Here is a 14,145-nt window from a genome sequence, read left to right on the forward strand (position 1 = left end):
TTGGTTAAGGTTCAGCCGTTAGTCTTATCGGGAAGCGCATATCCCTGTTGAAATAAGCTAAAGCTTGCGCCTGCGTCAGGCAACCTGAGTCGCTGATGTAAGCCAATTCGCTTTAGCCTTATCTAATCCACAGACTGACCTTAATTGATTTACATTGACCGAGTCTAGTTAACTTTTAGTTATAAAACTGGTTCAGTGGCAATCTAAGGTAAAAATCGCTTGCTGGCAGTGGCGGCACTTAAACTTGTAGATGGCCGGATTGCCACCTTTTCGATAACCACTCAAGATTTTTTGCCAAAAGCCCGAGTCGAGCATGTGCTCTGATAAAAATCCTTCCAATGCTTCGCCCTGCAAGGCTTGTAAATCAGTGAGTTCGGCATCGCCATGAAACTCGCAGGCATCATTACAGTGGGATTGCCAGACTTCCTGTTGCCATGAGACATACCCCGGCGTTCTTTCCGCCACTTCCTTCACGATGGCGAGATCCAGCCCCGCGTCGAGTAGCGGATAATCGTCGACAAAATGGCCATTAAATTTGTCTGCGGCGCTGCCATCGGCAACGCACCAAGGGCAAATCGCTTCAACATTGTCCCTGCAATACATTCCTGAGCTGCTGATAAATCCCCGTGCTTGGCCGCAGCATTCGCAGGTCGCATCGCTTGCGATCACTGCGCCAGTATCGAGGGGATGAGGGTGATAAGTAAACTGAGGGAAATCCATTTCAACTCCTAAGTGAAGAATAACGCGATTAAATAGCCAAGCTGATTATCATTGAGCTGCGTGGTTGATTCAATAGTTTATTCAATGAGATAAGCACTTTGCTGGTACTCGCAGCATCACTTAGTTAACGCTTATTGTGTTTTTTACTTGGCTATCGGCTTGGTCTTTACACTGTTATTGGCATCTTTTGGCCATGGGATGATTAGGGTTTAATTGCAATAAATCCCAACGGTTGCCATAGAGGTCCTCGAACACGGCAACGGTGCCGTAATCCTGCTCCTGCGGCTTACGAATAAAGCGGATCCCAATGGACTGCATATAGTGATAATCGCGCCAAAAATCATCGGTATTTAAGAACAGGAACACCCGGCCGCCAGCCTGATTACCTATAAAAGGTGCTTGCTCCGGCTTAGAGGCCTTGGCTAACAATAAGGCGGTGCCACTGGAATTGGGTGGGGCTACCACGACCCAACGCTTATCTTGCTCGGGTTGATAGCTGTCTTCAATCAATTCGAATTTGAGTTTATTGACATAAAAATCAATCGCCTCATCGTAATCTCTTACGACGAGCGCGATATGGACAATGGCCTGTTTCATTTTGGGTGCTCGACTTTTGCTGCCTTATAAACCGCTATTGTATGGCTATCGCTGCGGTTAGGGTACCGCTCTGATAGACAATCAATTTGTGACTCAAGTGAGTGGCACTTTGGCCACTCACTTTAGAGGCTTATTTAAAAACGCAATGTAACAGCTCATTGTTAGCGCTCTCTTTTTAGAGCAAAGAGCTAAGGGCAGGGCAATCTAAATTGATCTGAGAGGGTATTTAGACGGCTGAGTAACTCGGGGGAGAGGCTGACCTTTAAGCTGTCGATATTCTCTTTCAGCTGGTATAAATCGGTGGCGCCAATGATGTTTGAGCCAACAAATTTACGCGAGTTAACAAAGGCTAACGCCATTTGCGCGGGCGAGAGATTAAACTCGCGGGCTAAGTCTACGTAGGCAGCGGTGGCATCGAGTGCCATTTGCGAGCCTGTGTAACGGGCGAAGCGTTTAAACAGGGTTAAGCGCGCGCCTTCTGGCCATTGGTTATTGCAATATTTGCCGCTCAAGGCACCAAAGGCCAAGGGCGAGTAGGCCAGCAGTGGTAACTCTTCGCGGTGGCTGATTTCACTCATGCCGACCTCAAAGCTGCGGTTGAGCAGGTTATAGGGGTTTTGCACTGTCACAATGCGCGGCAGACCATGTTTTTCCGCCAGTTGCAGGTACTTCATCAGTCCCCAAGGGGTTTCGTTCGACACACCGATATAGCGCACTTTACCTTGGCGAATGACTTCAGCGAGGGCTTCAAGGGTTTCGAGGATTGGCGTTTGCTGCTCAATCTCTTGCTCGTCGTAAAATAATTCCCCGAAGAAGTTGGTATTGCGATCCGGCCAATGTACTTGGTAGAGATCGATAGTATCGATTTGTAGGCGTTCGAGTGAGGCATCGACCGCTTGATGGATGTTGTTCCAGTCCAGCGCCATGTTTTTGCGAATATAGTCACTCTTGCCACCCGGTGCGGCAATCTTAGTGGCGATCACTAGGTCATCACGGTTGCCACGGGCTTTAATGTATTGGCCCAAAATGCGCTCGGTTTCCCCTTGGGTTTCCGGCTTGGGCGGCACAGGGTACATTTCCGCAGTGTCAATAAAGTTGATGCCACTGCCGATGGCGTAGTCTAGCTGTGCGAAGGCCTCGGCTTGGGTATTTTGTTCACCCCAAGTCATAGTGCCTAAACAGATTTTGCTCACCTCGAGATTAGAATGCGGTATGCGTCTGTATTCCATCTATTTCTCCTACGGAAACTATCTTAGTCCGAGGCTATCAAGCTTTTGCTGTAAAGCAAAGGTTAATAGGGCGTCAAACATTTTACTGCAGTAAAAATAACCAATGCTCAAAAGTCGGGAACCGCAGTAAGGTTGCGGGGCTGGCACAGTGGATTGCACACGAACTCGCCACCGACTCAGTGTTTTACGCCTTTATCAAAAATTTGGGCTGAAAGGGGAGATTTTTGTCAGTTTTTATCTAGTTAAGTCGTAACTAAATCAGAAATACAGGAATTATGAATTATTTGTTATAAAACTACATTTGCAACTTTAGGCTGTAATCGATGTGAATCGATGTCACAAAATGGCGCGAATTTACGTATATTACTTACGAAATTGCGGCGGAATGTGACGCCAATATCGGATTATCTGTTAACAAACATCTACCCTAAATTTATCTAAAAATTTTCATGGTTGATATTTGTGATGGCAGATTTTTCAAACCAAGTTATAACGATCAAAAAAGGCCTCGACTTGCCGATTTCGGGTGAGCCTAGGCAGATCATCGAACCCGGTAACAGGCCATCCCAAGTGGCCTTGTTGGGTGAGGAGTATGTTGGCTTAAAACCGACTATGTTGGTGGAAGTCGGCGATAAGGTCAAAAAAGGCCAACCTTTGTTTGAAGATAAAAAAACAAAGGGCGTGCTGTTTACCGCTCCCGCCAGTGGTGAGATTGTTGCAATCCACCGTGGTGAACGTCGGGTGTTGCAATCCGTGGTGATCCGCTGCAATGGCTTAGACGCCGATGAGCAGATCCGTTTCGACATTCACACCGATTTACAGGCCTTATCTGCGGATGTGGTTAAAGCGCAACTGGTTAAGAGCGGTCTGTGGACTGCGCTGCGTACTCGTCCTTTCTCCCGCGTTCCCGCACTCGATGCCAAACCCGCAGGCATTTTCGTGACGGCGATGGATACCAATCCACTCGCCGCCGATCCTAGATTGATTATTGCCGAGCAGAGCGACGCCTTTAAGGCGGGCTTAGCGGTACTGAGTCATTTAACCGAAGGCAAGGTTTACCTCTGCCAAGATAAGGGCGAGACCTTAGTCGGCGCCGACTTACCTAAAGTGCAAGTGCGCCGTTTTACTGGGGTGCATCCTGCCGGATTAGCCGGGACTCACATTCACTTTACCTTACCCGTCAGTATCGAACGTCAGGTGTGGCATATCGGTTATCAAGACGTTATCGCCTACGGCAAGCTGTTCCAAACCGGTGAGCTTTATACCGACCGCGTTGTGGCGCTGGGTGGCCCGAGTGTGCTTAACCCGCGTTTACTGCGCACTCAGTTAGGAGCTGAGCTGAGCGCCTTAGTGGCCGACGAAGTGAAACCCGGTAACAACCGTGTGGTATCAGGCTCAGTGTTATCTGGCCATACCGCGAGGGGCGTACATGACTTTTTAGGTCGTTTCCACAACCAAGTATCGGTTCTCGCCGAAGATGCACAGCACCAAGTGTTGCCTTGGGTGCGTGGCGGTTCGGACAAGTTCTCTATCACCCGTGCGGTGACTTCCCGTTTATTTGGCCTGACCAAGTCCTTCGAATTTACCACGCATCAGGGCGGTTCTCACCGCGCCATGATGGCCTTTGGTCAGCTCGATCGCGTAATGCCTTTAGATATTTTACCCACTCTGCTAGTGCGTGACTTAGTGGTGCGAGATACCGACGAGGCTCAAGCGTTAGGCGCATTGGAGTTAGATGAAGAAGATTTAGCCCTGTGTACCTTTGTGTGCCCCGGCAAGTATGACTTCGGTAAAGAGTTACGTGCCTGTCTAGATGTTATTGAGAGGGAAGGTTAATGACGACACAACCTAAAAAACCTGATTTACAGGACGCCCCTGATTTGCAGCAAGAGTATTACGCCACGGGTAAATCGATGAAGGGCTTTGTGCGCTCATTGGTGATCGCCAGTGGTCGCAGCACTAAGGGACAAGTACACGTACGTGACGCCATTGACGTAAAACGTACCATGACCTTAGTGGGTCTTTGTTTATTACCCGCCATTTTATTTGGCTTATATAACGTAGGCTTACAGGCTCAGCTCGCACTAGCAAGTGGCCTAACGACGCCAGAAACCTGGAAACTCGCACTGTTTAATGCCCTAAGCGGTGGCTTAAGTGCCGAGACGGGCGTGATTGGCCTGTTCCTCTATGGCTTAAGTTTTTATTTGCCGATTTACTTAACGGCCTTGCTGACCAGCCTGTTCTGGGAAGTGGTGTTTGCCAAGGTGCGTCGCCAAGAATTGCACGAAGGCTTCTTCGTCACTGCCTTGTTATTTACGCTGATTTTACCCGTTTCGATTCCACTCTGGTTGGTGGTGATGGGGATTAGCTTTGGGGTAGTGATTGCCAAAGAGCTGTTTGGTGGCATGGGATACAACTTCCTTAACCCCGCATTAGCAGGTTTGGCGTTTATCTATTTTGCTTACCCTTCTGAAGTGTCAACCGTTAAGCAACTGGTTGCTGTGGATGGCTTTTCAGGCGCGACAGCCTTAGCGCAAGCCGCAGCCGGCAAGCTGCAATTTGCCGATTACGCTTGGTACAGCGCCTTTAGCGATCCTAACTGGTGGAATAATTTCTTCGGCTTTACCGTGGGCGCGATTGGTGAAACCAGCACACTTGCTGTGCTGCTCGGTGGGTTATTACTGCTTATCACCCGTTTAGCCGACTGGCGCATCGTGGTGGGCGTGATGTTGGGCATGATTACCACTGCAACCTTGTTCAATGTTATTGGTTCAAGCACTAACCAGATGATGGCAATGCCTTGGACATGGCACTTAGTCACGGGCGGCTTTGCTATCGCGATGATGTTTATGGCGACCGATCCAGTGACTACCTCTTATACCCGCCAAGGCAAGTTTGCCTACGGCGCCTTGATTGGTTTTATGACAATCCTTATCCGTGTGGCTAACCCCAAAATGCCAGAAGGCGTGATGTTAGCCATCCTGTTCGCCAACCTGTGGGCGCCGCTGTTCGATTATCTGGTGGCCCGTGCCAACATCAAACGGAGAGTAAAACGTCATGGTATTTAAGAAAGATACTGTGGTGGGGACCATGATCTTCACCATCACGCTCTGCCTTTTGTGCTCCTTTATGATTACTGGCACCGCAGGCGTGTTGAAAGAGCGTAAGCTCGCGAAAAAACGCGATGAGTTACAACGTTATGTGTTGATGGCTGCCGATGTAAATATTGGCCAAGGCAATGAGTTTAGAGAGATTTTTGCTAAATCCGTTAAGCCATTATTGATTAATCTCGACACAGGCAAAGTGGACTCTGATGCCAATGTACTCGACTTTGACGAGCGCATGGCGGCGATTAACCCAGAAACCTCAAGCGCCCCTAAAAAGGATATCGCCAAAATCAAGACCCGCGCCAACGATGCCCGCGTGTTTAAGGTGTTCGATGACAGCGGCAAGTTATCCAGCGTGGTCGTGCCTTTCTACGGTAAAGGGCTGTGGTCGATGATCTACGGTTACGTGGCCGTCGAACCTGACTTTAACACTATTAAAGGCATGGTGGTTTACGAGCACGGTGAAACCCCTGGTATCGGTGACTTTGTGACTGACCCACATTGGTTATCCCTGTGGAAGGGTAAACAACTCTTTGATGAAAAAGGCAAGTTTGCGATGCGCCTCGTCAAAGGCGGCGCCAAAGAGGGTGATATCCACGGTGTTGATGCTGTGAGTGGCGCGACCATGACCGGCCGTGGCGTGCAGCGTGCAATGGAGTTTTGGTTTGGCGTCGAGGGTTTCCAAACCTTCTTCAACCAATTAAAAGCATCGGCTGAACAAGGTGAGTTGGGAGGTGCAAAATGAGCAACAGTTTATCCATGCGGGACATGTTAGCAGGCCCTGTATTTGCCAATAACCCAGTGGCGATGCAAGTGCTGGGCGTATGTTCGGCGCTGGCGGTGAGTAACTCCATGCAGACGGCCGTGGTGATGACACTGGCGGTGACCTTCGTACTGGTGTTCTCTAACCTTATCATCTCCGCCATTCGCAACTTTATCCCTAACAGTGTGCGGATTATTGCCCAGATGACGGTCATTGCCTCCTTGGTGATTATCGTCGACATGGTGTTGCAGGATGTGGCTTACGAGCTATCTAAGCAACTCTCTGTATTCGTTGGGTTAATCATCACTAACTGTATCATCATGGGCCGCGCAGAAGCCTTTGCAATGAAGTATCCACCTCACTTAGCCGTAGTCGATGCCGTGGGTAACGCGGCGGGTTATGGCTTGGTGCTGATCAGTGTGGCCTTTGTGCGTGAGCTGTTAGGCACGGGCAATCTGTTTGGGCATAGCGTGTTGACTACGGTTGAAAACGGCGGCTGGTACTTACCCAATGAGATGTTTAAGTTGCCCCCAAGCGCCTTCTTCCTGATTGGCCTGCTGATCTGGAGCATTAACGTGATCCAGCGTAAACGCGGTTAAGGAGCGGATATGGAACACTATATTAATCTGTTTTTACAGGCCACATTCTTAGACAACATGGCGCTGTCGTTTTTCCTCGGTATGTGTACCTTCTTAGCCGTGTCTAAAAAGGTGTCGACCGCCTTCGGCTTAGGCGTTGCGGTTATCGTGGTGATGACCTTAGCCGTGCCTTTAAACCAACTGATCTATGTGAAGGTGTTAGCACCGGGCGCATTGGCTTGGGCGGGCATGCCTGGTATCGACTTAAGTTACCTGCAACTGATCACCTTTATCGGTGTGATTGCGGCCTTAGTGCAAATCCTTGAAATGTTTTTAGATAAATACATTCCAAGCCTGTATGACTCCCTCGGGATCTTCCTGCCACTGCTCACCGTAAACTGCGCGATTTTTGCCGGGGTGATCTTTATGGCTAACCGTGATTACAACTTTGCTGAATCGGCGGTGTTTGCCATGGGTTCGGGCACGGGTTGGGCGCTGGCGATTGTGATGCTGGCCGGGCTGCGTGAACGGATGAAGTTTCATGCGATTCCCGAAGGCTTACAGGGGATTGGTATCACCTTTATTACCACAGGGTTGATGGCACTTGGCTTTATGTCTTTCTCTGGGATCTCGCTGTAACGCGTGGCTGAGAAAGTGAAACCGCATTCTGTTTAGAAAAAGGGTTATCGAATGGAAATGGCAATAGGCATAGGCATGTTCACCTTAGTGGTGTGCCTACTGGTGATAGTAATCCTTATCGCCAAAAAGAAATTAGTGACTACCGGTGAGATCACTATCGGGATTAACGACGATGCCGAGAAAAGCATTAAAGTTGCCGCGGGCGACAAGCTGCTTGGCGCCTTAGCGAGTAAGAATATTTTTATTCCCTCGGCCTGTGGCGGCGGCGGTACCTGCGGCCAGTGCCGAGTGAAGGTCAAATCGGGCGGTGGTGATATTCTGCCGACAGAACAAGGGCATATCACTAAAAAAGAAGCCAAAGAAGGTTGTCGTCTCGCCTGCCAAGTGGCGGTGAAAACCGATATGGAACTCGAGCTAGAGGAAGAAATCTTCGGCGTGAAGAAGTGGCAATGTGAGGTGATCTCAAACGATAACAAGGCCACCTTTATCAAAGAGTTATTGCTAAAACTGCCCGAAGGTGAAGACGTGCACTTTAAGGCGGGTGGCTATATCCAAATTGAAGCGCCAGCCCATGTGGTGAAGTACGCCGATTTTGATATTCCGGTTAAGTACCGCGACGATTGGGAAAAATACGGCCTATTCGACTTAGTATCCACCGTGAATGAAGACGTGCTGCGCGCCTATTCGATGGCGAACTATCCTGATGAAAAGGGCCGCATCATGCTTAACGTGCGGATTGCCACGCCACCATCGGCCAATGTGCCACCAGGTAAGATGTCTTCTTACATCTTTAACCTCAAGGCGGGGGATAAGGTGACCATCTCTGGCCCATTCGGCGAGTTCTTTGTGAAAGAGACCGATGCGGAAATGGTATTTATCGGCGGTGGTGCGGGTATGGCACCGATGCGCTCACATATTTTCGATCAGCTAAAGAGTAAAAAGACCCAGCGTAAGATGAGCTTCTGGTACGGCGCACGCTCAAGCCGCGAAGTGTTTTACCAGCAGGACTTCGACACCTTGGCTGCCGAGAATGAAAACTTTGTTTGGCATGTGGCGTTGTCTGAGCCGCTACCAGAGGATAATTGGACGGGCTACACAGGCTTTATCCATAACGTGCTCTATGAGAATTATCTTAAAAATCATAAGGCACCAGAGGATTGTGAGTTCTATATGTGTGGTCCTCCAATCATGAACTCCTCGGTGATCCGTATGCTCGAAAGCCTAGGGGTTGAGCCTGAAAATATCCTGCTCGATGACTTTGGTGATTAAGCGGTAAGTGGAATAGAAAATCGCGTTAGGCACAGCTAGTACAGCTGAGCCTAACGCGATTTTTGTTTATAGGGCTTTTAGTTTTAGGCTTTGATATCTAGCTAAAGGATTTACCGCCATGGCGGCTTAAATAGCTCACCATACGCTGACTTTCAGTGGTATAGCATCCCATGCGAAACTCTCCTTGCCAGTAAGCAATATCGAGCGGACGATACCCCAGCGCATTTGGATGATTCACATCGGCCCCCACATCCACTAATTTTGTTTTTTCATAGCCAAATTTATCAACGGTGTATCAATAAATTTATCAACTCAATGATTAAGCACTGCTATTTCAGTGACACGCAGCAAGTACATCCTTGTATGCTCGACCGTGACATCCATGTCACGGACGGTCACTTCCATGTCACGGACGGTCACTTCCATGTCAGTGCTTAATCCTGCTGACCACTGCGTATCCTGTTAGCTTTAATATGCTTTAAATTTGTCTTTCCGTTATAAAATTTAACAATAAGTGTTCAATAAACTGCATTCGATGAGCTTAGTATTACTTTGATTCACCGGGAGCATCAAAATATCTCTCAATAAAGTTCTTATAGCAATTACCGCCAAATGATATGCTATAGGAAAAGCCAAGGCACAGACTATGATTGAAGCAGATGATGCAATCGAAATTGAAGATCAAGATGAACTTGAGTTAACCGCGCACCCGCATCAAATGGGTACTGATACTCAAATACGGATTGCTAAAGAGCAATCTAGCGTCTTTGAGCTGCTTCGTAAGGAAAGTCGAGGTGATCTAGTTCTTGCTCCTGATTTTCAGCGAAAAAATGTTTGGGATAGAAAGCACCAATCCGAGTTGATCGAGTCAATTTTGATGGGTATTCCTATTCCGTTGATCTACCTATTTGAAGACGAAGAAGGCGTTAGGCAGATCATTGATGGTAAGCAAAGAATTACGGCCTTAAAACAGTTTAAAAATAACAATTTTACACTCACAAATCTTTCGATGTTACCAGATCTAAAAGGCAAGAAGTTCGATGACATTCCTCCGATACTTCAAGCCAAGCTGGAAGATTATCAATTACATTCATATGTGATACAGCCACCAACACCCGAGTATGTAAAGTTCAATATTTTTGAACGAGTGAATAGGGGGGGTATTAACTTAAACAAACAAGAAATGCGTCATGCTTTGTATCAAGGTAAAGCTACCACTTTGATTCAAGAGCTAGCTGAAAGCCAAGAGTTTAAGTTAGCTACAGGAAACGGCGTCAAACCGAATCGGATGCGTGATAGATATTTAGTGTTAAGATTTGTGGCTTTCTATCTGTTAATGACAAACCAACTTCAAGGGTCAGCGATTCAGTATAAATCTGATGTCGATGCATTTTTAGCGTCAGTAATGAAATATCTAAATACTAAAGCGCCTAAAGAGTTGCTTGATCACGCTAAAGCTGTCTGCTTATACGGAATGGATAGTGTGTATAAAGTGTTAGGTGATGAAGCCTTTCGCTTCAAATCTAAAGATGGCGGAAATAGACGACCTGTAAATATGGGGTTATTTGAAATGTTAGTATTTGCATTTTGTTATATAACCCCCGCAGAACTAGATTGCTTAAAGGCCAAACAACTTGTCGACAGTTATAAGAAAAACGTAGATGCCGAAGGGCTTTTTTCTGGTTCAATTGACACAACAGACAATGTAAGAGCTAGGTTTGATACTGCTCAAAAAATAACACAAGGACTTAAGGATGCTTAAGCAACTTGAAATCAATAACTTAAAAAGTATTGACAAAGAAACACTGAGATTAGAACCGTTAACCCTTTTGACAGGGTCAAATTCATCAGGGAAGTCAACCGTAATTCAAGCACTGATGCTACTCATCAGAAACAGCCAGGTCAGCAATCGCTACAGTATGGAGGAACTAATTCGATACTTAAGCGACTTTTCAACAATACGGAATAAAAAGAATAATGCTAAGTCAATTGACATAATGGCTATCGATGATGAGAGAAATTGCCATTCCTTACAAATAACTTCGGATGGTATGCAAAAGTCTGGTCAGTTACCTTACTTTTATGAACTCGAGCCAGATGAAGAAGGGCTAGAACTATTATACCTAAATGCAAACAGGATTGGGGCTCAAGAATTACTACAAGTATCGGAGCGCAAAGTAGGCAGCTTGGGTGAATATCTATTTTCAACATTTGAAAGAATAAAGGGAAAAGCATTACCTGACTCATTATTAAGATTTGAGGGCTCTAAAACAATCTCATATCAGGTTGGTAAATGGTTAAGTTTTATTACAGGTTCTGAAACTGAACTAATTACCGAAAAGCTCAGCGATCAGGTATACGTTTCGTTTAGTGTTAAAGACATTGATGCCAATGTGTCCCCGTTTAACCTTGGGGCTGGCATGAGCTATATTGCCAAAGTCATCATAATTTGTTTGATGGCAAAAAAAGGTGATCTGATTTTGTTGGAGAACCCAGAAATCCAGTTGCATCCAAAAGCTCAAGCTCAACTGGGCGTGTTTTTATCCTATATAGCCAACAGTGGCATTCAATTGATTGTTGAAACTCACTGTGAACATTTGATAAATAAAATAGCGTATGAAGTATATGAGGAACATATACAAAGTGATGCAGTCGTCATTCACTACAAAAGTAATGTTAATAGCAATTTTGAAACCATACTGATAGATGAAAATGGAGAGTTTAACAATACTGCTGGTGAAGTCATAGGTTTTCCAACTGGTTTTTTTGATGCAACTCTTTCAGATTTGATGAAAATGAGGTAATCGATGGCTGAAAAAATGGTTCTCAGTACCTCACTGTTGTTAGCTTATGAAAACGTTGCTTTTGAACCTAGTAAGTATCAAAAAAAATACAAAAGGCTAATGAAACTAATTTCACTTCCATACAAAACTAATAAAAAGCAACTCATCGAAGCTCGAGATCAAGGGCTGAACCAGTCGGTTTTTGGGCGGTTAATGCCCCAGCTTCAGCATCAAGTCGATCGTGATGACTCATTAGAGCTGTTAGCATCAAAAACAAGCTTGAAAATTATTCTGACGGATGACGAAAATGCAATGTTGCCCTATGTGTATTTTCGTTCCTCATTCATTGAAAACCAAATAACAATAACGTTGACACCTACAGAAAGCCGAGTCAACTTCATTAAGTATCTTCAAATGTTATGTTCTTCGGCTACAAAAATCACTATTTGCGACAACTATTTAGCTCAAGGGTGGGATCACAACAAGGCATTGTTTCTAACTATTTTACCTAGGCACACGCTAATAATTGAATTTGTTGAAACGCCAGATGCATTAGGTGTTGTCAAAAATAGTACCAAAATAACTGACGCCTTCGTCAAGTCTATTTTTCGACAATGGACAACCTCAGAGAGTACCCTTTATAGCGGTTCTCACGATAGATACCTATTGGTCGAGTCCCCTCAAGGTAATATAGAAGTAATGATTTCTAGTGGTTTTGACCACATTTGGAAAACTAACCCTAAAGAAATAACCTGTGTGATCAGAGAAAAAGGAATTTAACGAGCGAATTTAACGAGCCACCAATTGTTAAATTTTCTAAAAATTATGGTAAGCGTTACTCGGTTTGCTTTGCATGACGAGCAGACAGCACTAAAGCTACTGGAGTTCGCTATTCCCTAGGAGTTGTCGCAGGGCAGTCGAATCAGGGCGGGGAGCGTCTGATGCGATAACATAAGGGACGCTAAATGCCCAAGGGGTTTTCAACTCCGTTAGGGGCGTCTTTGCTGATGTGAAAACGATGAGCACTGAGGATAGGACGAGCAGTCCTCCTTGGTCGACTCTTTATTAAAAATCAAGGGGGGGGAAGCCCCACGACTTTGACTTTGCTTTTAAAAACTCAATCCATACTTTGATTGCTCATCTCAAACGCCGCAACACTATGAAAACTTATGATAAGCTGGCCGCTTTCTAATCAGGCAGTATTTGCTCATTAAGTTAAGGATAACTCATGCGTTTGAGTGTTATCGGCTCCCTGCTATCGGGGCTGTTATTACTCCCAAGTGCCAATAGTGTTGGCGAGTCGCTTGAAGCTGCGATTGTGTCGGAAAGCGCGCAAGGCGGTCAGTTAGTTAAGCTTGAAAGCCAAACTGCATCTTCAGCATCTAAGCTTGGGGAGATTAAGAGCTTAATCCAAACGGCGATAATGGATTCGCCGCAGCCATTTAGTGGTAGCGTTATTCTGCTTGAAGAGGGGAAACCACTGCTTGAATTACAAAAGGGCGAAGGTATCAATCAAGATTCGCGTTTTGTAATGGCATCGCTCTCGAAACAAATTACCGCAACGCTAGTATTGCAGGCACTTGATGCGGGAAAACTCGATTTAAATCAAACGCTAAATCATTACCTTTTTGGCGATCTTGAGGCGGAATCTAAGGCGCTAAAAGCCATTGATGCGGGCGCCAATGCGGGGGATTTGAATCCCAACCGTTATGATGAGCGCATTACTTTGCACCAACTGCTGAACCATACATCGGGTGTTGCCAGCATTGGACAGGCCAATCGCTTCGAGCCGGGTAGCCAATTTGAATACTCTAATTTGGGTTATTCATTGCTTGGGCAAGTGCTTGAGAAGGTGAATCATCAATCCTTTACCGAGCAGGTGGCGCAATTTGCTGCGCGGTACCAACTCAATGGCCTAAGTGCTGAGCTTGGCAGCCTTGAGGCGATTCATGCCAAAGTGCCTAGCTTAGCGGTGGGATTGCAGGAAAGCGAATTGATTGCGCCTTCTGAGCTGGTGATTGATGAAGCGTTATTGCCCGCAGGGGGATTAATTGCCTCAACGGCTGCTTATGCCGCCTTTCAGCAGCAATTACATGCTGGCAAGTTGTTAAGCCCTGAGAGTTATCTGCGGATGACTACTGCGTATATCGAGTTGCCATTTTTGTGGCCGAATATGCGCTATGGTTATGGGATAAGGATCAATAATGACAATGACTTAGTCGAATATAGCCATACGGGTTATGTTTCGGGTTATATGTCGATGACGCTGCATTATCCCGAATTTAATTTGGACTTGGTTATGCTGGAAAATCTCTCCTTAAACCTTAACGACCGTAACCGGGTATTTGAACTGCATAACCAGATACGTCAAATCATTCGTAGTCAGTTGCTGCTGACTACATTATCTCTGCATAAGGTTTAAGTTTGTCACTGTGTCGACTTCATAGCCGTTAAGTTGGC

14 protein-coding genes are annotated in these 14,145 nt (G+C 46.2%); 10 read left to right on the forward strand and 4 right to left on the reverse strand.

Going from position 1 to position 14,145, the window contains the following annotated elements:
* Window positions 1–192: 192 nt before the first annotated feature.
* The 3 genes from CF168_RS03880 to CF168_RS03890 form a co-directional block, all read right to left on the reverse strand.
* Window positions 193–720 (reverse strand): CbrC family protein, encoded by a 528-nt coding sequence (locus CF168_RS03880; protein ID WP_089067037.1) that lies wholly within the window; start codon window positions 718–720, stop codon window positions 193–195.
* A 174-nt stretch (window positions 721–894) separates the two neighbouring features.
* Complete coding sequence (locus CF168_RS03885; RefSeq protein ID WP_089067038.1) at window positions 895–1,317, reverse strand: VOC family protein; 423 nt, start codon at window positions 1,315–1,317, stop codon at window positions 895–897.
* 188 nt (window positions 1,318–1,505) lie between these two features.
* Entirely contained in the window at window positions 1,506–2,546 is a 1,041-nt protein-coding gene (locus tag CF168_RS03890) for an NADP(H)-dependent aldo-keto reductase (protein WP_089067039.1), read from the reverse strand.
* A 465-nt stretch (window positions 2,547–3,011) separates the two neighbouring features.
* On the opposite strand from CF168_RS03890, the gene CF168_RS03895 reads away from it, so the two are divergent.
* The 6 genes from CF168_RS03895 to nqrF are packed head-to-tail and all read left to right on the forward strand — an operon-like array spanning window position 3,012 to window position 8,902.
* The gene (locus CF168_RS03895; protein ID WP_011621544.1) at window positions 3,012–4,382 is read left to right on the forward strand and encodes a Na(+)-translocating NADH-quinone reductase subunit A; all 1,371 of its coding nucleotides are present in this window, start codon (window positions 3,012–3,014) and stop codon (window positions 4,380–4,382) included.
* Window positions 4,382–5,614 (forward strand): NADH:ubiquinone reductase (Na(+)-transporting) subunit B, encoded by a 1,233-nt coding sequence (locus CF168_RS03900; RefSeq protein ID WP_089067040.1) that lies wholly within the window; start codon window positions 4,382–4,384, stop codon window positions 5,612–5,614. Before CF168_RS03895 ends, CF168_RS03900 begins: the two co-directional genes overlap by 1 nt.
* Window positions 5,604–6,398, forward strand: coding sequence for a Na(+)-translocating NADH-quinone reductase subunit C (locus CF168_RS03905; protein ID WP_011621546.1), 795 nt, complete (start codon window positions 5,604–5,606; stop codon window positions 6,396–6,398). The genes CF168_RS03900 and CF168_RS03905 overlap by 11 nt, the downstream gene beginning before the upstream one ends.
* Window positions 6,395–7,015 (forward strand): NADH:ubiquinone reductase (Na(+)-transporting) subunit D, encoded by a 621-nt coding sequence (locus CF168_RS03910; RefSeq protein WP_011071186.1) that lies wholly within the window; start codon window positions 6,395–6,397, stop codon window positions 7,013–7,015. Before CF168_RS03905 ends, CF168_RS03910 begins: the two co-directional genes overlap by 4 nt.
* A 9-nt stretch (window positions 7,016–7,024) precedes the next feature.
* A complete protein-coding gene (nqrE, locus tag CF168_RS03915; RefSeq protein WP_011621548.1) occupies window positions 7,025–7,633 on the forward strand; it encodes an NADH:ubiquinone reductase (Na(+)-transporting) subunit E in 609 nt (202 codons plus the stop codon).
* 51 nt (window positions 7,634–7,684) lie between these two features.
* The gene (gene nqrF / locus CF168_RS03920; protein ID WP_089067041.1) at window positions 7,685–8,902 is read left to right on the forward strand and encodes an NADH:ubiquinone reductase (Na(+)-transporting) subunit F; all 1,218 of its coding nucleotides are present in this window, start codon (window positions 7,685–7,687) and stop codon (window positions 8,900–8,902) included.
* Between the two features lie 97 nt (window positions 8,903–8,999).
* Here nqrF and CF168_RS03925 read toward each other — a convergent pair whose 3' ends face one another.
* Complete coding sequence (locus CF168_RS03925) at window positions 9,000–9,140, reverse strand: hypothetical protein (protein WP_240520057.1); 141 nt, start codon at window positions 9,138–9,140, stop codon at window positions 9,000–9,002.
* Window positions 9,141–9,548: 408 nt separating this feature from the next.
* On the opposite strand from CF168_RS03925, the gene CF168_RS03930 reads away from it, so the two are divergent.
* The 4 genes from CF168_RS03930 (at window position 9,549) to CF168_RS03945 (ending at window position 14,107) form a co-directional block, all read left to right on the forward strand.
* The gene (locus CF168_RS03930; RefSeq protein ID WP_089067042.1) at window positions 9,549–10,664 is read left to right on the forward strand and encodes a DUF262 domain-containing protein; all 1,116 of its coding nucleotides are present in this window, start codon (window positions 9,549–9,551) and stop codon (window positions 10,662–10,664) included.
* Window positions 10,657–11,706: an AAA family ATPase gene (locus CF168_RS03935; protein ID WP_089067043.1), complete on the forward strand. Its 1,050-nt coding sequence runs from the start codon at window positions 10,657–10,659 to the stop codon at window positions 11,704–11,706. The genes CF168_RS03930 and CF168_RS03935 overlap by 8 nt, the downstream gene beginning before the upstream one ends.
* Before the next feature lie 3 nt (window positions 11,707–11,709).
* Window positions 11,710–12,465 carry a hypothetical protein gene (locus CF168_RS03940; RefSeq protein ID WP_089067044.1) on the forward strand — a complete coding sequence of 252 codons (756 nt, stop codon included), beginning with the start codon at window positions 11,710–11,712 and terminating at the stop codon, window positions 12,463–12,465.
* Window positions 12,466–12,913: 448 nt separating this feature from the next.
* Window positions 12,914–14,107, forward strand: a complete 1,194-nt coding sequence (locus CF168_RS03945; protein WP_089067045.1) for a serine hydrolase domain-containing protein — start codon at window positions 12,914–12,916, stop codon at window positions 14,105–14,107.
* The last annotated feature ends 38 nt before the right edge of the window (window positions 14,108–14,145 follow it).

Source organism: Shewanella bicestrii, assembly GCF_002216875.1.
Lineage (GTDB): Bacteria > Pseudomonadota > Gammaproteobacteria > Enterobacterales > Shewanellaceae > Shewanella > Shewanella seohaensis.

Excerpts from the sequence above, each read along its gene's own strand:
- CF168_RS03880 (WP_089067037.1), bottom strand. The coding sequence starts at position 720 with ATGGATTTCCCTCAGTTTACTTATCACCCTCATCCCCTCGATACTGGC.
- CF168_RS03885 (WP_089067038.1), bottom strand. The coding sequence starts at position 1,317 with ATGAAACAGGCCATTGTCCATATCGCGCTCGTCGTAAGAGATTACGAT.
- CF168_RS03890 (WP_089067039.1), bottom strand. The coding sequence starts at position 2,546 with ATGGAATACAGACGCATACCGCATTCTAATCTCGAGGTGAGCAAAATC.
- CF168_RS03895 (WP_011621544.1), top strand. The coding sequence starts at position 3,012 with ATGGCAGATTTTTCAAACCAAGTTATAACGATCAAAAAAGGCCTCGAC.
- CF168_RS03900 (WP_089067040.1), top strand. The coding sequence starts at position 4,382 with ATGACGACACAACCTAAAAAACCTGATTTACAGGACGCCCCTGATTTG.
- CF168_RS03905 (WP_011621546.1), top strand. The coding sequence starts at position 5,604 with ATGGTATTTAAGAAAGATACTGTGGTGGGGACCATGATCTTCACCATC.
- CF168_RS03910 (WP_011071186.1), top strand. The coding sequence starts at position 6,395 with ATGAGCAACAGTTTATCCATGCGGGACATGTTAGCAGGCCCTGTATTT.
- nqrE (WP_011621548.1), top strand. The coding sequence starts at position 7,025 with ATGGAACACTATATTAATCTGTTTTTACAGGCCACATTCTTAGACAAC.
- nqrF (WP_089067041.1), top strand. The coding sequence starts at position 7,685 with ATGGAAATGGCAATAGGCATAGGCATGTTCACCTTAGTGGTGTGCCTA.
- CF168_RS03930 (WP_089067042.1), top strand. The coding sequence starts at position 9,549 with ATGATTGAAGCAGATGATGCAATCGAAATTGAAGATCAAGATGAACTT.
- CF168_RS03935 (WP_089067043.1), top strand. The coding sequence starts at position 10,657 with ATGCTTAAGCAACTTGAAATCAATAACTTAAAAAGTATTGACAAAGAA.
- CF168_RS03940 (WP_089067044.1), top strand. The coding sequence starts at position 11,710 with ATGGCTGAAAAAATGGTTCTCAGTACCTCACTGTTGTTAGCTTATGAA.
- CF168_RS03945 (WP_089067045.1), top strand. The coding sequence starts at position 12,914 with ATGCGTTTGAGTGTTATCGGCTCCCTGCTATCGGGGCTGTTATTACTC.